This window comes from Thermopetrobacter sp. TC1 (assembly GCF_000746275.1).
In the GTDB taxonomy this organism is placed as follows: Bacteria; Pseudomonadota; Alphaproteobacteria; order Rhizobiales; family Aestuariivirgaceae; genus Thermopetrobacter.
In genome coordinates this window covers 465,936-484,714 of record NZ_KN050828.1, presented here as the reverse complement: position 1 = coordinate 484,714, position 18,779 = coordinate 465,936, and the positions used below count along the sequence as shown (strand labels likewise).

Sequence of the window (18,779 nt, the reverse complement as noted above, 5' to 3'; positions counted from 1 at the left end):
ATGCTGCGCGCCGACCTCCCCCTATCAGGGGGAGGTGAGAGGGGGAAAGACGTCTCCATGACGGAGTAAGGGAAGCTAGCGGATTTATTGCGGGAGAAACGGTGATGGCGGATATCTACTATACGAAAGAGCACGAGTGGATCAGCGTCGAGGGTGACATCGGCACCGTGGGCATTACGAAGCACGCCGCCGAGCAGCTGGGCGATATCGTGTTCGTGGAAACCCCGGAGGTAGGCACGCAGGTGGAGCAGGGCGGTGAATCCGGCGTGGTGGAATCGGTGAAGGCGGCTTCCGATGTCTATGCTCCGGTTTCCGGCGAGGTTGTCGAGGTCAATCCGGTGGTGAGCGAGGACCCCGGCCGCGTCAACGAGGATCCGGAAGGGCAGGGATGGTTCTACAAGGTGAAGCTGTCCAACCCGGATGAGCTGAAAGACCTCATGGACAAGGCGGCTTATGAGGCCTTCGTTGCCTCGGAGGCGTAAAAAACATCGAAGATGATACCGTCTGGGCCATTTAAGCTTTCCATCTTGCTCGCCCGAACGAGCCGTAGTCGTCCCCTCCCCCTGGTAGGGGGAGGGACAGGGAGGGGGTCGGGCGGCAAGTTTGGACGCCTGTGGCCCGACCCCCTTCCCGGCGCTTGCGCGCCGGACTTCCCCCTGTCAGGGGGAAGAGGGGGTAACTCAGGCGGAAATAAAGACTTGCATCAGGAGCAAGCTGGCCATGACCAAGCCCGATCGCCCCACTTTGCGTGACCTGCAGCCCGGTGCCAATCTCATTCCGCGCCACATCGGCCCGCGCGATGAGGATCTGCCGGAGATGCTCGAGGTGGTGGGGGCCGAAAGCCTCGATGATCTGATCGACAAGGTCATTCCGCCGCATATTCGCACGGAGCGCCCTTTTTGCCTGCCTTCCGGCCTTTCGGAGCGCAATTGCATCTCCGAGCTGCTGGCCATGGCCCGGCGCAACCGGGTGATGGTGTCCATGGTGGGGCAGGGCTATTACGGCTCCATCATGCCCAAGGTCATCCAGCGCCGCGTGTTGGAAAATCCGGGCTGGTACACCGCCTACACACCCTATCAGGCCGAGGTCAGCCAGGGGCGGCTGGAGGCGCTGCTTACCTTCCAGCACATGATTTCCGATCTATCCGGCCTTGATGTGGCCAATGCCTCGCTGCTGGACGAGGCCACCGCCGCGGCGGAAGCCATGGCCATGGCCCATCGCGTCACCCGCGGCAAGAAGGGCAATGTCTTCTTTGTGGACAAGGACATCTTCCCGCAGACCCTGGCGGTGGTGAAAACGCGGGCGGAAAATTTCGGCTTTGAGGTCAGGGTGGGCGATCCCTTCACCGATCTCGATCCGGATGAGGTCTTCGCCGCCTTGTTTCAGTATCCCGGCAGCTCCGGCGAAATCCGCGATTTCACGCCCGTGTGCGACGCGTTGAGACAGGCCGGCGCGCTCTCCATCATCGCTGCCGATATTCTGGGGCTGGTGCTGCTGAAATCTCCCGGAGAAATGGGCGCGGACATTGCCGTGGGCTCCGCCCAGCGCTTTGGCGTGCCCATGGGCTATGGCGGCCCGCATGCCGGTTGGTTCGCCACGCGCATGGATCACGTGCGCCAGATGCCGGGCCGGGTCATTGGTGTCTCACGCGATGCGGAAGGCAGGCTGGCCCTGCGCATGGCCCTGCAAACGCGCGAGCAGCACATCCGCCGCGAAAAGGCCACATCCAACATCTGCACCGCACAAGTGCTGCTGGCCAATCTCGCCGCCTTCTTCGCCGTCTATCACGGCCCGGAGAAACTGAGGCAGATTGCCCAGCGCACCAACCGCTATGCCGAAATCATCGCCACCGCCCTTGCCGAATACGGCTTTGAGGTGGTGAACGAGAGCTTTTTCGACACCATTACCGTGAAGGTGCCGGGCCGTGCGCAGTGGTATGCGGCCCGCGCCCGCGAGCAGCGCATCAACATCCATGTGGTGGATGCCGATCATGTCTCCATCACCACGGATGAAACCACCCGCCGCTCCGAGGTGGTGCGCCTCTTGAAGGTGTTCTTCCCCCATGGCGTGCAGCACCCGGATGAGCTTTATGACATCGATGCGCGCGCCCGGCAGGGCATTCCGGCCAACATGCTGCGCACCGATGAGATCCTCACTCATCCCGTCTTCAACAGCTATCATTCCGAGACGGAGATGATGCGCTATCTGCGCCGGCTGCAGCAGAAGGACATCGCGCTGGACCGCTCCATGATCCCGCTCGGCTCCTGCACCATGAAGCTCAATGCCGCCACGGAGATGCAGGCGCTGAGCTGGCGCGAGTTCGCCCACATTCATCCTTTCGCCCCGCTGGAGCAGGCGCAAGGGTATCAGCAGCTGATCGAGGAGCTGGAGCATTACCTGTGCACGCTCACCGGCTTTGATGCCTTCAGCTTCCAGCCCAACGCCGGCAGCCAGGGCGAATACGCAGGCCTTCTCGTCATCAAGCGCTATCATGCCGAGCGCGGGCAGGGTCAGCGCGATGTCGTGCTCATCCCCACCTCCGCGCACGGCACCAACCCGGCCTCGGCCGGCATGGCGGGCCTGAAGGTGGTGCCTGTGGGCTGTGACGATCAGGGCAACATCGACCTTGATGATCTGAAGAAGAAGGCCGCGCAGCATGAGGAGCGGCTGGCGGCGCTGATGATCACCTATCCGTCCACCCACGGCGTGTTCGAGGAATCGGTGAAGGAGATTTGCGACATCGTGCATGCGCACGGCGGGCAGGTCTATTTCGATGGTGCGAACATGAACGCGCTGGTGGGCTATGTGCGCCCGGCCGAATTGGGGGCGGATGTCTGTCACCTGAACCTGCACAAGACCTTCGCCATTCCCCATGGCGGCGGCGGCCCGGGCGTCGGCCCCGTCGGCGTGAAGGCGCATCTGGCCAAGTATCTGCCGGCGCATGTGGTGGTGGATGGCGTGAACCCGGCGGCCGCGCGCTATGAGGACACCATCGGTCAGGTGGCCGCCGCCCCCTGGGGCAGCGCGCTCATTCTCACCATTTCCTGGGCCTACATCCGCATGATGGGCCCGGAGGGCCTGAAGAAGGCTACACAGGTGGCGATCCTCAACGCCAACTACATCGCCCGCAAGCTGGAGCCCTATTATCCGGTGGTCTACAAGGGCCGCGGCGGCTACGTGGCACACGAATGCATCATCGACCTGCGCCAGATCCGCAAGGAGACGGGTATTACCGTGGAGGACGTGGCCAAGCGCCTGGTGGATTATGGCTATCACGCGCCCACCATGAGCTGGCCGGTGCCCGACACCTTCATGATCGAACCCACCGAATCCGAAAGCCGCGAGGAGCTGGACCGCTTCATCGAAGCCATGATCTCCATCCGCGCCGAAATCGACAAGGTGGCGAAGGGCGAATGGGACCGCGACAACAACCCGCTGAAAAACGCCCCGCATACGCCGCACCTGTTGAACAACGGCGCCTGGCCCTACCCGTATACAAAGCAAGAAGCCTACTTCCCCCTCCCCTGGGTCGAACTTGACAAATTCTGGCCCCCTGTTGCTAGAGTGGATAACGCATGGGGAGATAGGCACCTCATCCCACACTGGCAGAGGGAAGGGGGGAATTAAATATAAGGAATAGGGGGTTAAGCATATGAAAGAAGAAATAGTTAATACTGCTGTTGATATATTAAAAAATGGAAAATATACAATAGATAAAACTAAAGGTATGCCGCTTGCAAATTTATTAAAAAAAATTAAAGAAAAACTAGATAAGCAAAATCCTGATTTAAATATAAAAGAAAGTGCTATATATAAAATATTAAGAGAAGAAGCAAAAAAAGAAGGAAGCAATATTTTAAGTGGCGGGCCTCACAGGGGATATTATTATATAGAAACGGTAGTTGATGAAGAAGAATCTAACGAATCGGATGATTCGCAAGCAATATCTGAAAAGGATTTATATCCTATGGTTGAATTGTGGCTCAGTGAGAAAAAGCAATATGGCGTTATTTCTGAATAATACATAATAAAACTAAAAATAAAAAATGGGGAAATCCTGATATAGTTGGGGTAAATTTATATGATGATTTTGGAATTAGGCATTTGGAGGTGGTGACTATCGAAGTAAAACCAAACCTAAAAGATTGGAGGCAGTATATCTTTGAAGCAGTTTCTCATAAACGTTTTGCGGATAGAGCATATTTTATGTTTTGGGTTACAGAAACAGAGGCTATGAAGGAATTAGAAGAGATGTATATGTACGCAGATAAATATAAGATAGGATTATGTCAAATAACTGTAGAAGAAAAAGATGTGCGGGATTGGGAGAAAAAGACAGAAGGAGAAAAATTAGAAATAATAGATAGTTGTATAATAGAATTATTTCCGGCGCCTATAGATGATGCAAGCATGAGGGAAAAATTATCTTTTTTAAAAAGATTAGGGGTGATAAGCAAGGTACATTTTAATGTATAAGGTATTTTAATATATAAGGTATTAAACTAAAATTATATTAAGTGGTTTAATTTTTTTTGTGATAGCCTTTGGAGATATGAAACAGACAGGATCATGATGACTTGTATTGAAATCACTCATTAACAGTATGACAAATTTGAATCCTACGTATCTCTAAGTAATTGAACGGATGAAAAATGGACTCTTGAGTATCGTACGGAAAAGCTCATGCATTTGGAGTCTGAGATTGCAACTTATATTAGTATAGCATGGAAATAAAGCACATTCCGCTGCTTTTATATAAATGTTTGATATGCTCTTTGGCTAGGAGATATGCCAAAAACTGTTAGCCTTTGTGCTGAGTGGAAAAGCCCCGCCGGAGCCCTTGAACCATCACCAGCCGCGGTTGGAGCGGCTGCGGCGCCAGCGGCGCCAGGTGACGAGGTCGGGATCGCCGCGGAAATCATCGATTTCCTCGATCTCGCAGGTGGCATTGGGCGGCAGGTTCAGCGCATCGAGCAGATAGGGCGAGATGCCGCCGGTGAACTGCACGGGATGGCCGCAGACATCGCAGAGAATATAGGCGCGGTGATTGATGATCCGCCGCTTCCAGCGCCGGGGCAGCGCCGCCTCGATCTCGGCAATGCCCTCGATTCGGGCCTCCGCCTCCGCCCCGCAGGCCTCGCAGCGAACGGTGATGGTGCGCGTGGTCATGGCTGTCGCCTCGCCCCTGTCTGATCACGATCATTCCCGCCCCTTATCGCACAGGCCCTGCGCGCAAGGCCAGCCCCCTTTCCATCAGGAGAACTCAGGCAGCCCCCTGTCCATAATCACGGCATGAAAGGCCGGATGAACGCAGCATTTGGCCGTGTTGGCGGGAAAACGGAGAGGATGGCTGGGGCGGCAGGATTCGAACCTGCGAATGACGGGACCAAAACCCGTTGCCTTACCACTTGGCGACGCCCCAAAACACGTGCGGCTTGCGCCGGATGAGATAGCTCAAGTTCGCATGCGGTTCAATGGTCATGTCCACCGATTTTTTGACGCCCAAAGTGCAGCGATGCCCTTGCGGCGGCGGCGCGGCGGCGCTATATACCCTTGTGCCTGATGCGCGCGAACTTTGAGCTGACGGAGTGTAGCGCAGCCTGGTAGCGCACCTGCTTCGGGAGCAGGGGGTCGGCAGTTCGAATCTGCCCACTCCGACCAATTCGGCGGCGCTTCTGCCTCATCCATTGCAAGGAAGGCAGAAAGCGCCGCCTTTTTCATGCCCGCTCCTGCCGGCAGGCCGCATCCATATCGATCATGTCGATGAAAACGCTCTTTTCCGCGCCTTTGGGCTCTGTCATACGAAAAAGGCAGGACGGTTTGCAGTCCGAGCGGCAGGATCGGACGGGAGCAGACGTGAAGTCATGGGCATTGCCTGGGAAGAGGACGTGATCGTGCATGCGGACGGCCGCGCGCGCTGTGGCTGGTGCGGGCGAGATCCGCTTTATGTGCGCTATCACGACGAGGAATGGGGCGTGCCGGAGCGGGATGGTCAAAAGCTGTTTGAAAAGCTCGTGCTCGATACCTTTCAGGCGGGGCTGTCCTGGCTGACGATCCTGCGAAAGCGCACGGCCTTTCGCCGCGCCTTCGCCGGTTTCGATCCCGAGGTCATCGCCGCCTGGGGAGATGCGGAAGTGAATAGGCTGATGCAAAATGCGGGCATTGTGCGCAATCGCGCCAAGATCGAGGCCGCCATCACCAATGCCCGCGCCGTGTGCGCCATGGGCGGGCCTGTGGCCTTTTCCCGCTTTCTGTGGGAATTCGTCGATGGAACGCCCGTGATCAACGCGCCGCGGACTAGGGCGGAGGTGCCGGCGCAAAGCCCGCTGTCGCGCAAGGTGGCCGGGGCCCTGAAGGCCAGGGGATTTGCCTTTTGCGGGCCGGTGGTGGTGCAGGCCTTTCTGCAGGCGGCGGGCCTGATCAATGATCATCTCATTTCATGCCATCGTCACCCCTGGCATGACCAAAACGGCAAGACATAGACAAAACGGAACATACGGCATTTATGGGCGCAACACGCGAGAAAAAGGAGCCGGTGCGGGCCTGGCAGCGCATGCTTTCCGGGCGGCGGCTTGATCTGCTTGATCCTTCGCCGGTGGATATCGAGATCGAGGACATCGCCCACGGCCTTTCGCGCGTGGCCCGCTGGAACGGGCAGACGGCCGGGGAGCATGCCTTTTCCGTGGCGCAGCATTGCGTGCTGGTGGAGCGGCTGGTCAGCATCTTCAGGCCGCGCATCGAGCGGCGCTGGCGGCTAGCGGCGCTGTTGCACGATGCCCCCGAATATGTGATCGGCGACATGATCAGTCCGTTCAAGGCCGCTTTGGGGCTTGATTACAAGGACTTCGAGAAACGCCTGGAATGCGCCATTCACATCCGTTTCGGCCTGCCGGCCACATTGCCTGCAGAGATCGCGGCTCTTATCAAGCGGGCCGATCGCGCCAGCGCCTTTCTGGAAGCCACGCAGCTTGCCGGCTTCAGCGACGAAGAGGCCGCGCGCTTCTTTGGCCGGCCGCGCGGACTGAAGGGCCCGGGCATTGATGATCTGTTCCGCCTCAGCCCCTGGCCGGCGGAGCGGGCCAAGGCCGAATTCCTGCGCCGTTTCCGCACCCTGCGTTGAGAAAACACGCTGCCCGGGCCTTTGAGGCCGGAGTGCGCGGGCACCGGTCCGTGGAGATTTTCGTTTCCGCTCGGGCCAAAACGGGATCAGGCGCTCTTGTCTTCCTCCTCACCGGAAGCCTCCGGAAGGCCACCGTCCTCTTCCACGACCGGGATGGCATAACTGCCGCTGAGCCAGCGGTTGAGATCGATATCGGCGCAGCGCTTGGAACAGAAAGGATGATAGGCGCGCACGCTCATCTTGCCGCAGATCGGGCAGGGGCGCGGCGGCCGCAGGGGCGTGACCGTATCCGTCTTCTGTTTTCCCGTCGTGTCTTTTGGTGTTGTCACGGCCCCACCATCCGGTTTCACGCAGAAATTCAAGATCTTGGCATGCCGGCCATGAGATGGCCAAGTTCATGCAGCTTCCTTAGGAGGTTACAACCTCGGCCGGGTTTTCGCGCCAGGCCTGAAGCACAGGATAGCCATTGCCGGCGAGAAGGGAAACGGTTTCATACAGCGGCAGGCCGACAACACTGGAATACGAGCCGTTGATGTGACGCACGAAGACGCCCGCCCGCCCCTGAATGGCATAGGCGCCGGCCTTGCCGCGCCATTCGTCGGTATCGAGATAGGCGTCGATCTCTTCCCGTGAGAGGCGCTTGAAACGCACCTTGGTGTCGATGATGCGGGTGCGCATGCTGCCTTTCGGCGTGATCAGGGCAAGCCCCGTCCAGACACGATGCGCCCGCCCGGAAAGCAGGCGCAGCATGTGACGCGCCTCCTCGCGGTCGGCCGGCTTGCCCATGATGCGCCGCCCAAGCGCCACCACCGTATCCGCGGCGAGCACAAAAACTTCGCCCTCAAGCCCGCGCACCGCCGGTGCGTTCCATGCCGCCTGCGCCTTTTCCTGCGCCATGCGCAGGGCGAAAGCGCGTGGCGTTTCGCGGCGGTGAGGCGTTTCGTCAATGTCGGTGGGATTGAGCAGGTCGGGCTTCAGCCCGGCCTGTTCCAGAAGGGCAAGCCGCCGGGGAGAGGCGCTGGCAAGAACCAGTCGCTTGGGCGCGGTGTCGGTCATGCGGGCCTCGTGAAGGTCGTAAACGATGCGGGCCGCGAACCTGATCCGTATAAGGCACACCGCCCGCGCATCACGGCACCGGGCGATGCCCTGGCCCCCGCATCCACAATTTCGTTCACTTGAAGCGATAGGTGATGCGCCCGCGGCTTAGGTCATAGGGCGTCATCTCCACGAGCACGCGGTCACCGGCCAGAACGCGGATGCGGTTCTTGCGCATGCGCCCCGCCGTGTGGGCGATGATCTCGTGGCCATTGTCCAGTTTCACGCGAAAGGTGGCGTTGGGCAGAAGCTCCGTAACCGTGCCCTCGAATTCCAGCAGTTCCTCTTTTGCCATGCCTCTTCTTCCGTCTCCCTCATGTCCCGGACTATCGCCAATCCGTCACGCATCCATTCAAAGGCGCGCCCGTTGCGGCGATACATGTTCAGCGCATCATGATCGGCTGCCCCGTATGTAGGACGTTTTTATCTCAAGGCCAAGTTTTCCGTTTCGGATGAATGCTTCGGCGCGCAATTTCCATGCATCCTGCCAGGGTGCTGTCCAATCAGGCGCTCTTTTTCGCCCCTTCGCCTGCCTCCCCTGAAAAGATTGGCGGGAAAGGCAAACGGGCGGCGAGCAGGAGAAGGAGGATGAAGAGATACATGAGCGGCTCCGGCTGCCAGCCCTTGCGCACCATGATGAAATGCACAACCGCCAGAAGGGCGATGGCATAGACCAGGCGATGCAGCCGCCGCCAGCGCTTCGCGCCCAGACGGCGCATGGCCGACTGCGTTGAGGTGAGCGCCAGCGGCACCATGGCGAGAAAGGCGGCCATGCCGATGGTGATGTAGGGGCGCCTGGCTATGTCGGCGAAGATGCGCGAAAAGCTTGCGACATCGATCACTGCCCAAGCGAGCAGATGGGCAAGGGCGACAAAGAATGCGGAAAGCCCCAAAGCACGGCGAAAACGCAGAAGATTGATGCCGAACAGGCGGCGCAAGGGCGTGAGTGCCAGGGTGAGGAGCAGAAGCTGCAGGGCGGCCCGGCCGAGATCGCGCTCCAGGGTGTTGACGGGATTGGGGCCGGACATCCCGTTGAGCGCCAGCCAGAAGTGATAGCCGATGATTGCCGGCGCCAAGGCGTAAAGCGGCCAGGCGGGCATGCGGGCCACAAGCCGGTTGAGCTGTCTGATCGGCGGGATCATGCGGGCACCGTCTTCGTTACAGGGAGCGGATGCTCGTTTTTTCGGAGAGGGAAGTTTCGCGGGCGCGAGGAGGGGTGTTCAGAAGAACCTGCGCAGGTCCATGCCCTCATAAAGACGGGCCACCTCCTTTTCATAGCCGTTGAACATCAGCGTGGGGATGCGCGGGGCGAACAGGCCGCCGCCCAGGCGACGCTCCGTGGCCTGCGACCAGCGCGGATGATCCACATGCGGATTGACGTTGGCGTAAAAGCCGTATTCATCCGGCGCGGCCATGTTCCAGCTGGTGACAGGCTGCTCCTTCACCAGTGAAATGCGCACCACCGACTTGATGGACTTGAACCCATACTTCCAGGGCACGACCAGACGCAGCGGCGCGCCGTTCTGTTTGGGCAGGGGTTTGCCGTACATTCCCGTGGCCATGAGAGTGAGCGGATGCAGGGCCTCGTCCAGTCGCAGGCCTTCGCGGTAGGGCCACTTGAGCAGGGGATATTTCTGCCCCGGCATTTCCGAAGGGCGATAGAGGGTTTCGAACGCAACGAAACGGGCTTGCGGCTTCACCCCGACCCAGGCGAGAAGGTCCTTGAGCATGAAGCCGCGCCAGGGCAGCACCATCGACCAGCCCTCCACGCAGCGGAAGCGATAGATACGCTCCTCCTGCGGCAGGCGCTTGAGAATGTCGTTGAGGTCATAGGTACCGGGCTTGTCGACAAGACCGTCGATGCGCACCTGCCAGGGGGCGATGGTCAGGCGGCCGGCGCGGCGGGCGGGGTCGGACTTGTTCAGCCCGAATTCGTAGAAGTTGTTGTAGGTGGTCGCGGCCTCATAGGGCGTTATGGGCGAAAGCGCATTCTGCGCCGTCTCTTTTGCCTGGGTCTCCTCAGGCAGCTCCGAGCGGCTCATGGCCCGGGCGATGCGCCCGCGGGCAAGGGCCATGGCGCCCCCGGTCGCGGCGGCGCCAGCGAGCATTTTCATGATGCGGCGGCGATCCCGATAAACTTCTTCAGGTGTAACATCCCTTTCCGTCAGATCCGTGCGAAACCGCCACGTCATGGTTTTTTCCACTCCTGCCATATACCGCGCGCAGAAAAGAGAACTTACGGCCAGCCTTTCATGCGACTTCAAACAAGAATGTTTCTAATCAAAGATGCTTATTGGACAAGACACGATCCATCACAATCCCGTGTCACTTTTGAAAGGTGTCTTCCGGGAGGAACCCCGGATCTGAATGAAGCAACGTTCAGGAGTTGTCTTTACGAGCGGACTGCGTTGTCTCCTCGGCCTTGAGAAGAAAAGCAGCCAAATCGGAAGGGGCGTCCTTGGCCCAGGCGGTCAGATCCACGGCAAGCGACCGCATGTCCTGCCAGGGGCAGGGTTCGGCAAGCCACTCCTCGGCATTGGCAAGGGTGTAGCGCCGCGGATGGATGTCCGGCGTTTGCAGCGCCTCCCACGGCAGGGGCCGGGCAACGGGCGCATGCAGCCGGGCACGGGTGGAATAAGGCGCAACGGCTGTCTGTGCATAGGCATTGCGCCAGATGTCGATAAGGATGCGCCCCTTGCGCTCGGCCTTGCGGGGCGTGAGGGTGAGGCGCTCGGGATCCCTTGCGATCATGCGTTCGGCAAGGGCGCGGGCGAAGGGGCGGATCACGTCGAAGGCATAGCGGGGGCGGATGGGAATGGTGACGTGAAAGCCGCGTGAGCCTGTGGTCTTGACGAAGACAGCCAGCCCCAGATCCGCCAGCATGGCGCGGAAGTTGAGCGCCGTTGTGCGCACGGCATCCACATAGTCCCGCGGCGGATCGAGATCGAAGATGATGAGATCCGGCACATCGGGCGCATCGGCGTGAGCGAGGCTGGCGTGGATCTCCAGGGCGCCGATGTTGACGAGAAAAACGAGCGTGGCGGGATGATCGATCACCGCCTCGCGCACCACCTGCGCGGGATCCTCCTTCATGGGCAGATCCGCGGTTCTCACCCAGGGCGGAAACCATTCCTGCACACGCCGCTGATAAAAGCCGCCGGCGCCGAGGCCACGCGGGTAGCGCTTGATGGTCACGGGGCGGTCGGCAAGGTGCGCCTTCATGCGCGGCCAGAGGCGCAGGTAATACTGCGCCAGCCTCTCCTTGGTGATGCCATCCGCCGGCCAGAAAAGCTTGTCGGGATGGGTGAACGGCACTTCCCGCCCTTCGATAACGCGCACGCCAGGTTCATTTTCCGCGTCAGTCACAGTCGCTTTTTCCGATGACAAGACTGCGCCATCCTTCATCTCCGTCCGGCCGGCGTTTTCAGATGCGCCTGGCTTCGCTTCGGCATTGCCGTCCTTTCTGGTTTCATCCCCGGCCATGGCCTCGTCCTTGGTTGATTGCCCCGTTCTTTATGCCCGCGTGCTCACCTGAGCCTGCAAGGACAATCCTAGGCGTGAATAAGGCTCCTGTGCATCCCGGGATCGGAATTCCGGTGAAAATCCGGCGAATGAGCGGCATTTGAATAGAATTGTTTCCTTTGCCGCAATCGCTTTCCAACCTCTCTGCACGAAAATGGCCTTCGGGGATTGCTGCGTTAACCCCTCGCCTACGGGGGCAGGCACAGAACATGTGACACATGCGGTCCATCCGGGCCGGGGGAGGAAGATGGCAAGGGATGCAATCATGAGCCAGGACGCCAAGAAGGCCACTACCCATTCGCTGGATCGTCCCAATTCCCGCCTGAACCGGCTGTTCGGGGCCTCGGTTACGGGCATGCTCCTGTCCGCGCTGCTGGCCTTTCTGCTGGTCTATCTCGCCGGGGGTCAGGAACAGGCCGTGCCGCACTTTTTGCAGCTGGCCACTGCCGCCCTTCTCATCGGTTATGCCTTGATCTCGGCCTTTCTCGGCTGGCGCATGCAGCGGCGGCAAATGGCGGAACTGAAAAAGGCGCTTGATGCGCTGAAAAAAGCGCGCGACCGCGCGGAAGCGGAAGCGGAAGGCCGCCTTCATCTTCTCGCTGCGATCACACACGAGCTGCGCACGCCCATGAACGGCGTCATCGGCATGGCCGGCTTGTTGCGCACCACGGAGCTGACGCCGGAACAGCAGAACTATGCGGCCACCATCGAGGCCTCCGGCCGCGCCCTGTTGTCCATCATCGACGAGATTCTGGACGTGGCGCGCCCTGAGGCGGACGAGGAAAAGACAGCCCCTGCGCCCTTTGCCGTGGATCGTCTGGTGGAGGAAGTCTGCGAGGTGATGAGCCCGCGCGCTCATGCTCGCGGCATCGATCTTGCCTGCTATGTGGATCCGGAGCTGCCGGAAACACTGATCGGCGAGGCCGGGCGCATCCGGCAAGTGCTGTTCAATCTCATCGGCAATGCCATCCGCTTCACCGATGTCGGCGGTGTGTTCGTGCGGGTTCAGGCGGCGACCGGGCAGAAGGATCGCGTGCAGTTCATGGTGCGGGATACCGGCATCGGCATGATGCCGGAGGATCTCGACCGGATCTTCGCCCCCTTCGTGCAGGGCAGAAACGCGCACGGACGCGGCGGCACCGGGCTGGGGCTGGCCATCTGCCGCCGGCTGGTGGAGCGTATGGGTGGTTCGATCTCGGCAAAAAGCACACCCGGCAAGGGCAGCACGTTCACCTTCGAACTGCCGCTGCCCGCCGCATGTGAAGAAGAGGCGGAAGCGGCGAAGAGTTCCGAAAATGCCCTGCGGCCCAAGCCACATGTCTGGCTTGAGGGGGTGCATATCCACCTGCTGATGCCGCCTCTGCCGCGGCGGGAGGCACTGACGGCGCTGGCCACGGCCTATGGCGCGAAGGTTTCGCTAATCGATGCTTCCCTTGATTCGCAGGGTCCCCTCGCGCTGCCGCCGCTTGAAGAGGACGCCTGCCTGATCGTCGATGCCGCGCATGCCCATGTTCTGCATCAGGCCCTGGCGGAAGGGCGCGCGGATGCGGCCCGTATGTGGCTGATGCTGCGCCCGGAAGACAGGGGCGAGCATGAGGCCCTGATGCACGATCCGCGGCTGGGCGGCTTTCTGCTCACACCGCTCAGGCGCCGCACCTTCATTGCGCAGCTGGGCAACGCCATGCGGCCGCTGTTTCCATCCCGGGACAGCGAAGACACGGAGGTAAAAAAGGAGGCTGCCGTTTCAAGTGAGGATTCTTCCGGAGAAGATGCGCCCGAAGCGGCTTCTTCCCAGCCGGAGGGGGCTGAAGAGAGCACGCAAGTGACAACGCCTGCATCGTATTCGGAAGAAACCCGCCATGAGAATGCAGCCATTTGCACCGATGATCACCCCGTGGCCTATCTGGCCGAGGATGAGCCCGTGAACGCCATGCTGGCGCGCACCCTGCTTGAGCGGGCGGGATTTGCCGTGAAAGCCTTTGAGAACGGTCAGGCGCTGCTTTCCGCCCTGGAATCAGTGGAAAAGAACGGAGAAATATGGCCGACGCTGGTGTTGATGGATGTGAACATGCCGGTTCTGGACGGTCTTGAAGCCACGCAGCGCCTGCGCCGGCTGGAAGCGCGCTCGGGCCGGCCGCGCACGCCTGTGATTGCGCTGACCGCTGCCAGCAGTGACAGCGAACGGGAGCGTTGCCTTGCGGCGGGTATGGATGCCTTTCTGAAGAAACCCTTCGATGTGCAGGATCTTCAGGATGTCCTGCATGATCTTCTGTGCAATTCCGTGCCGCAGGCATCTCGTGAGCCCATGATGCAGGCCGAGGACCGGCAGGCGGTTTCGTGATGCGGTTACCGACAGGAACGGTTCTGAAATGATTTTCATTTTTCCGAAGCCCGTTTGGGTGTAGGAATCGGAACATGAACCGCATGCCGGCAGATGATGAACTGCGCGGCGCCGCTGCTGAGAACAAGGACGTGCACGCCGCGCTGGCCGAAGGCCATGCCCTGCCCCCCTCGCCCCGGGGGGCGGGATGGTTTCTTGTGCGTGCGCTCATGGCGGTGCTGCTGCTGGCGGCGGCCGTTCTTGCCTGGAAGTGGATGATGGCCACCGCGCCGCATCATGCGCCGCGTCCAGCACCGGAAAAGAGCGAGCCGGTGCGCATCGCCCCTGTGCAGCTGACCAGCGTCCGGCCGGAATGGGTGCTTTACGGAACCGCACAGGCGCCGCGAAAGGTGAGCCTGCGCATGGGGGTCTCCGGACAGGTAGTGGAGACGGCCCCGGATCTGAAGGGCGGTCTGGCGGTAAAAAAGGGGCAGCTGCTCGTGCGCGTGGATGATCTGCCCTATCGCGCCACGCTGAAGGAGACCGAGGCACAGCTTGCGGAAACCCGGGCACTCAGGGAGGAACTGAACGCGAAGCTGGCGCTTGAGAAAACGGCGCTTGCCAACGCCCGCGAGCAGCTGGCCATTGCCCGCCGCGAATACGATCGGGCCGCGCGCCTGTTCAAGCGGGGCGTGGTGGCGCAGGCGGAAGTGGACAAACGCCGCACCACCCTGGCCGCAAAGGAGCTGGCCGTGGCCCAGCGCGAGGCCAACGTGAAGGGGCTGATGGCTCAGATGCGCAAGACGGAAGCGACGATCTCGCGTCTGGAATGGGCCCGCCAGCGCGCGCAGCGCAATGTGGGCGATACGGTGTTGCGCGCGCCCTTCTCCGGGGTGATCACGGAGGCGCAGGTGGACGTGGGCCAGCATGTCTCGCCCAGCGACCGCCTGATCACGCTGGTGGATGAGAAGGGGCGGGAAGTGACGCTGTCGCTTTCCGAGCGGCGCTACGGGGCCCTGAAGGCAGTGGGAGAAAAGATCGTCGGCCGAGCCGTGTCCGTGATCTGGGATACGGTGGACGGGCCCGTCACGATGAGCGGACATGTCGTGCGCGTCACGCCCGCTGTTGCCAGCGGCAAAGGCAGTGTGACGCTGCATGTGCGCCTGAAGGATGCTGAGAAGGCCCGCTGGCTGCCGGATGGCGCCTTCATTGCCGCCCGCATGCAGGGGCCACTGAAGGATAAAATCGCCCTGCTGCCGGAGGCGGCGGTACATGACGCGGCAAAGGTGTTCATTGTGCGTGCGGACGGGCGCATGCATGCCATGCCGGTGCGCATTGTCGGATATGTGGGAAATCAGGTGGCGGTCACGGGGCTGAAGGAGGGCATGCGCGTGATCATCAGCCGCATCGCCGAGCCGGTGGAAGGCCGCAAGGTGCGGATCCTGAATGAAAAACAGGCCGCTCTTTCCTCTCCAGCCGCCACGCACAGGAAGGAGGCGGCCGCGGCCGCTGATGCGGCCCTGGCCGAAAGGCGGCCATGACTCCTTCGTCCGAGGACCGGCTCTCCCCGCTGGCGGCGCTGGTGCGGTTCTTCGCCCGGCATGCCACGGCCGCCAACCTGCTCATGATCATGCTGCTGATCGCCGGCGCTTTATCCCTGCAGCGCATCAACACCCAGTTCTTCCCGGACATCGACATCCCGCGCATTTCCGTATCCGTGACCTGGGCGGGCGCAACCCCGGCCGACATGGAGCGCACCGTCATCCGCAATCTGGAGCCGGCCTTGCGCAACATTTCCGGCCTTGAGGATTTCTACGGCGTGGCGCGCGAGGGCTATGCCTATATCTCGCTGCGTTTTCGCGAAGGCACGGACATGCGCCAGGCGCTGGACGATGTGAAGCGCGCCGTGGATACGGTGACCACCCTGCCGGAAGATGCGGACGAGCCGGAAGTGAAGCGGGTGATCCGCTATGAGATCGTGGGCAAGGTTCTGATCACCGGCCCCTATTCCGAGGCCACCCTGCGCGATCATGCCCGGCGCATCCGCGATGCCCTGCTCGATGCCGGTATCGAGCGGGTGACCTTCGCCGGGGCGCGCACGCCGGAGCTGGTGGTGACGTTGCCGGAAAGGCGCCTGATCGATCTCGACATAACCGTCTCGCAAGTGGCCGACATCGTGCGGCGCGAGACCGTGGACGTCCCGGCGGGGGCCATCACCGGCGGGCAGGACCGCACGGTGCATGGTGCCTCGCGCCCGCGCACGCCGGAAGGGATCGGGCGCATCGTGCTGAAGGAGGCGCCGGACGGGGCGCGCACGCGCATTTCCGATGTGGGGCGGGTGGTCACCGGCTTCGATCCCGATCAGGAAAGAGGCTATGCCCAGGGGCGGCCGGCAATTCAGCTGGTGGTCTGGCGCACGCCCACGGCCGATACGCTGGAAGTGGCCGCGCTCATGGAGCGCACTCTTGAGAAGGTGCGCACCACGCTGCCGCCCGATGTGCAACTGAAGGTTTTCGATCTGCGCGCGCGTTACGTGAAGGGGCGCATCGGGCTTTTGCTGGTCAATGGCATTCAGGGGCTTGTCATTGTTCTCATCGTGCTGTTCCTGTTTCTTAACGGGCGCATTGCCTTCTGGGTGGCGGCGGGCATTCCGGTCTCGCTGATGGCGGCGATGTCGGTGATGTATTTCAGCGGGCAGACCATCAACATGGTCTCGCTCTTCGCCCTCATTCTCACCCTGGGCATCATCGTGGACGATGCCATCGTCGTGGGCGAGCACACCGCCAGCCTGCGTGAACGCGGCCTGCCGCCGGCCCTGGCCGCCGAACAGGGCGCCCTGCGCATGCTGGGGCCGGTGATTGCCGCCTCGCTGACCACCATGGCCGCCTTCCTGCCCCTGTTCTTCTTCTCCGGGCGCATCGGCAGCATCATCATCGCCCTGCCGCTGGTGGTCATTTCCGTGCTCATTGCGTCATTGATCGAATGCTTCCTGATCCTGCCGGCGCATCTTAGGCACGCTTTGCGTCATGCCGGTCCGCCCTCGCGCTTTAGGCGCCGGTTTGATGCCCTCTTCGCCGCTTTTCGCGACGGACCCTTCATCCGTCTGGTCAGCCTCGCCTATGACTGGCGCTATGCCACCTGGGCGATGATGGTGCTGTTGCTGGCAATTTCCGTGGGTCTTGCCGCTTCCGGGCGCATACGCTTCAATTTCTTCCCCGCGCCTGAGGCTGAGTTCATTCAGGCGAAAATCATCATGGCCGCCGGCACGCCCGAGGCACAGACGCTAAAGGCCGTGGAACGGGTAGAACGGGCGCTGCGCCGCGTGGAAAAGGAGCTGGGGAAGGGCGAGAAGCTCGTGGTCGTCACCTTCGCCCGCGTGGGCAAGATGGGCTATTCCCGCGGCGATCATCTGGCACAGCTCGATGTGCAGCTCACATCCTCGGAAGAACGCACGGTGCGCACCCGCGACATTCTGCGGGCCTGGCGCAGGGCGCTTCCCGCCATTCCGGGGGTGGAGCGCATCACCTTCGGGCGGCGGCATGCCGCTTCTGCCCCCAGTGATCTCGAGATCGAACTGAAGAGCGAGGATCCTTATGTTTTAAAGGCGGCGGCGGCGGAGGTGGCCGCGCTCTTGAAACGCATTCCGGGTGTGCAGAGTGTTTCGGATGATCTGCCGTGGGGGCGGGCGGATGTGCGCATCGTGATCACGCCGCGCGGCCGCGCCCTTGGCTTTACCGAGAGCGCGGTGGCCAAGCAGGTGCGTGCTGCCTTGCGGGGCGTGAAGGCGCGCACCTTTGCCCGCAATCTGGAAGAAGTGAGCCTGCGTGTGCGGCGGGCGGATCCGGTCTCTTCCCTGGCGGCGTTGCGTGAAATCTACGTGCGTTCGCCAAAGGGCACGTGGCTGCCGCTGTCGGATATTGCCACATTAAAGGAAGTGCCGGGCTTTTCCGTCATCTATCGGCGGGACGGGCGCGCGACCATGAGTGTGATGGCCGATCTCGACACGGAAGCGACCTCCATCGCCCAGGTGACGAAGGCCCTGCATGCCGGCGGGCTGGACAAGATTCTTTCCAGCCATGGCATCACCGCTAATATCGCCGGCGGGGCGGAAGAGCAGCGCAAGAACCTTGCCGATCTGCGCGTGGGCACTTTCGTGGCGCTGGCGCTCATCTACATCATTCTCGCCTGGATTTTCGGCAGCTATACGCAGCCTTTCGTCATCATGTCGGTGATCCCCTTCGGGGTCACCGGCGCCATCTTTGGTCACTGGCTGATGGGCTATGCCCTGACCATCTTGAGCCTCATCGGGCTTTTGGGGTTGTCTGGCATCATCGTCAACGATTCCATCATTCTCGTGGCCCGCGCCAGCGAGCGGCGCCAGCATGGCGAGGATGCGCGCACGGCCACGATCCGGGCAGCGGCAGACAGGTTCCGGGCGGTGCTGCTGACCTCACTCACCACCGTTGGCGGCCTCTTGCCGCTGATGTTCGAGCGCTCGCTTCAGGCCCAGTTCCTCCTGCCCATGGCCATCACCATCGTTTTCGGCCTGGCAGGCAGCACGATCATCGTCCTGCTGCTGGTGCCGGCAACATTGGGCATTCTTGAGGATCTGAGAAAAGCCGGCCGCTTCGTGCTCGGAAGCCTCCTCCCACACGCCCGCACCCTCAGATCATGAAGGATGCATCCAAGGCCATGCGAATTCTGATCGCGCGTGAGAGGTTG

Annotated in this window: 16 protein-coding genes and 2 tRNA genes; 10 read left to right on the top strand and 8 right to left on the bottom strand. The window is 61.2% G+C overall.

The window, feature by feature from the left end; all coding sequences use genetic code 11:
• The first annotated feature begins 104 nt into the window (after positions 1–104).
• The 4 genes from gcvH to EK16_RS12230 all read left to right on the top strand — a co-directional run bounded on the left by gcvH (position 105) and on the right by EK16_RS12230 (position 4,476).
• On the top strand, positions 105–482 hold the full coding sequence (gene gcvH / locus EK16_RS05915) for a glycine cleavage system protein GcvH (protein WP_038035305.1): 378 nt from the start codon (positions 105–107) through the stop codon (positions 480–482).
• Positions 483–720: 238 nt separating this feature from the next.
• Positions 721–3,627 carry an aminomethyl-transferring glycine dehydrogenase gene (gene gcvP, locus EK16_RS05910; protein ID WP_038035304.1) on the top strand — a complete coding sequence of 969 codons (2,907 nt, stop codon included), beginning with the start codon at positions 721–723 and terminating at the stop codon, positions 3,625–3,627.
• Positions 3,628–3,652: 25 nt separating this feature from the next.
• Positions 3,653–4,021 (top strand): hypothetical protein, encoded by a 369-nt coding sequence (locus tag EK16_RS12235; protein ID WP_156098501.1) that lies wholly within the window; start codon positions 3,653–3,655, stop codon positions 4,019–4,021.
• A gap of 92 nt (positions 4,022–4,113) precedes the next feature.
• The gene (locus EK16_RS12230; RefSeq protein ID WP_156098500.1) at positions 4,114–4,476 is read left to right on the top strand and encodes a hypothetical protein; all 363 of its coding nucleotides are present in this window, start codon (positions 4,114–4,116) and stop codon (positions 4,474–4,476) included.
• A 372-nt stretch (positions 4,477–4,848) separates the two neighbouring features.
• Here EK16_RS12230 and EK16_RS05905 read toward each other — a convergent pair whose 3' ends face one another.
• Together EK16_RS05905 and EK16_RS05900 are read right to left on the bottom strand one after the other, a co-directional pair.
• Positions 4,849–5,169 carry a hypothetical protein gene (locus EK16_RS05905; RefSeq protein ID WP_038035302.1) on the bottom strand — a complete coding sequence of 107 codons (321 nt, stop codon included), beginning with the start codon at positions 5,167–5,169 and terminating at the stop codon, positions 4,849–4,851.
• Between the two features lie 178 nt (positions 5,170–5,347).
• A tRNA-Gln gene (locus EK16_RS05900) sits at positions 5,348–5,422 on the bottom strand.
• 162 nt (positions 5,423–5,584) lie between these two features.
• Between EK16_RS05900 and EK16_RS05895 the strand changes: the two genes are divergently transcribed.
• From EK16_RS05895 to EK16_RS05885, 3 genes are all read left to right on the top strand, one after another.
• Positions 5,585–5,661, top strand: a tRNA-Pro gene (locus tag EK16_RS05895).
• A gap of 203 nt (positions 5,662–5,864) precedes the next feature.
• Complete coding sequence (locus tag EK16_RS05890; RefSeq protein ID WP_038035301.1) at positions 5,865–6,482, top strand: DNA-3-methyladenine glycosylase I; 618 nt, start codon at positions 5,865–5,867, stop codon at positions 6,480–6,482.
• 23 nt (positions 6,483–6,505) lie between these two features.
• On the top strand, positions 6,506–7,120 hold the full coding sequence (locus EK16_RS05885; RefSeq protein ID WP_038035299.1) for an HD domain-containing protein: 615 nt from the start codon (positions 6,506–6,508) through the stop codon (positions 7,118–7,120).
• 86 nt (positions 7,121–7,206) lie between these two features.
• Here EK16_RS05885 and yacG read toward each other — a convergent pair whose 3' ends face one another.
• The 6 genes from yacG to ligD form a co-directional block, all read right to left on the bottom strand.
• Positions 7,207–7,449: a DNA gyrase inhibitor YacG gene (gene yacG / locus EK16_RS05880; RefSeq protein ID WP_038036058.1), complete on the bottom strand. Its 243-nt coding sequence runs from the start codon at positions 7,447–7,449 to the stop codon at positions 7,207–7,209.
• Between the two features lie 79 nt (positions 7,450–7,528).
• Positions 7,529–8,176 carry a Maf family protein gene (locus EK16_RS05875; protein ID WP_038035298.1) on the bottom strand — a complete coding sequence of 216 codons (648 nt, stop codon included), beginning with the start codon at positions 8,174–8,176 and terminating at the stop codon, positions 7,529–7,531.
• Positions 8,177–8,291: 115 nt separating this feature from the next.
• A complete protein-coding gene (gene infA, locus EK16_RS05870) occupies positions 8,292–8,510 on the bottom strand; it encodes a translation initiation factor IF-1 (RefSeq protein ID WP_038035296.1) in 219 nt (72 codons plus the stop codon).
• Positions 8,511–8,718: 208 nt separating this feature from the next.
• Positions 8,719–9,357, bottom strand: coding sequence for a protein-methionine-sulfoxide reductase heme-binding subunit MsrQ (gene msrQ / locus EK16_RS05865; protein ID WP_051928990.1), 639 nt, complete (start codon positions 9,355–9,357; stop codon positions 8,719–8,721).
• A 78-nt stretch (positions 9,358–9,435) separates the two neighbouring features.
• On the bottom strand, positions 9,436–10,407 hold the full coding sequence (gene msrP / locus EK16_RS05860; protein WP_038036056.1) for a protein-methionine-sulfoxide reductase catalytic subunit MsrP: 972 nt from the start codon (positions 10,405–10,407) through the stop codon (positions 9,436–9,438).
• 187 nt (positions 10,408–10,594) lie between these two features.
• A complete protein-coding gene (gene ligD, locus EK16_RS05855) occupies positions 10,595–11,554 on the bottom strand; it encodes a non-homologous end-joining DNA ligase (protein ID WP_197059622.1) in 960 nt (319 codons plus the stop codon).
• Between the two features lie 448 nt (positions 11,555–12,002).
• On the opposite strand from ligD, the gene EK16_RS05850 reads away from it, so the two are divergent.
• The 3 genes from EK16_RS05850 to EK16_RS05840 all read left to right on the top strand — a co-directional run bounded on the left by EK16_RS05850 (position 12,003) and on the right by EK16_RS05840 (position 18,732).
• The gene (locus EK16_RS05850) at positions 12,003–14,078 is read left to right on the top strand and encodes an ATP-binding protein (protein ID WP_038035295.1); all 2,076 of its coding nucleotides are present in this window, start codon (positions 12,003–12,005) and stop codon (positions 14,076–14,078) included.
• A gap of 74 nt (positions 14,079–14,152) precedes the next feature.
• Positions 14,153–15,598, top strand: coding sequence for an efflux RND transporter periplasmic adaptor subunit (locus EK16_RS05845; RefSeq protein WP_038035294.1), 1,446 nt, complete (start codon positions 14,153–14,155; stop codon positions 15,596–15,598).
• Positions 15,595–18,732, top strand: a complete 3,138-nt coding sequence (locus tag EK16_RS05840; protein WP_051928988.1) for an efflux RND transporter permease subunit — start codon at positions 15,595–15,597, stop codon at positions 18,730–18,732. Before EK16_RS05845 ends, EK16_RS05840 begins: the two co-directional genes overlap by 4 nt.
• Positions 18,733–18,779: the final 47 nt, after the last annotated feature.

Coding starts and splice junctions, on each gene's coding strand:
- gcvH (WP_038035305.1), top strand. CDS start 105: ATGGCGGATATCTACTATACGAAAGAGCACGAGTGGATCAGCGTCGAG.
- gcvP (WP_038035304.1), top strand. CDS start 721: ATGACCAAGCCCGATCGCCCCACTTTGCGTGACCTGCAGCCCGGTGCC.
- EK16_RS12235 (WP_156098501.1), top strand. CDS start 3,653: ATGAAAGAAGAAATAGTTAATACTGCTGTTGATATATTAAAAAATGGA.
- EK16_RS05905 (WP_038035302.1), bottom strand. CDS start 5,169: ATGACCACGCGCACCATCACCGTTCGCTGCGAGGCCTGCGGGGCGGAG.
- EK16_RS05890 (WP_038035301.1), top strand. CDS start 5,865: ATGGGCATTGCCTGGGAAGAGGACGTGATCGTGCATGCGGACGGCCGC.
- EK16_RS05885 (WP_038035299.1), top strand. CDS start 6,506: ATGGGCGCAACACGCGAGAAAAAGGAGCCGGTGCGGGCCTGGCAGCGC.
- EK16_RS05875 (WP_038035298.1), bottom strand. CDS start 8,176: ATGACCGACACCGCGCCCAAGCGACTGGTTCTTGCCAGCGCCTCTCCC.
- infA (WP_038035296.1), bottom strand. CDS start 8,510: ATGGCAAAAGAGGAACTGCTGGAATTCGAGGGCACGGTTACGGAGCTT.
- msrQ (WP_051928990.1), bottom strand. CDS start 9,357: ATGATCCCGCCGATCAGACAGCTCAACCGGCTTGTGGCCCGCATGCCC.
- msrP (WP_038036056.1), bottom strand. CDS start 10,407: ATGACGTGGCGGTTTCGCACGGATCTGACGGAAAGGGATGTTACACCT.
- EK16_RS05850 (WP_038035295.1), top strand. CDS start 12,003: ATGAGCCAGGACGCCAAGAAGGCCACTACCCATTCGCTGGATCGTCCC.
- EK16_RS05845 (WP_038035294.1), top strand. CDS start 14,153: ATGAACCGCATGCCGGCAGATGATGAACTGCGCGGCGCCGCTGCTGAG.
- EK16_RS05840 (WP_051928988.1), top strand. CDS start 15,595: ATGACTCCTTCGTCCGAGGACCGGCTCTCCCCGCTGGCGGCGCTGGTG.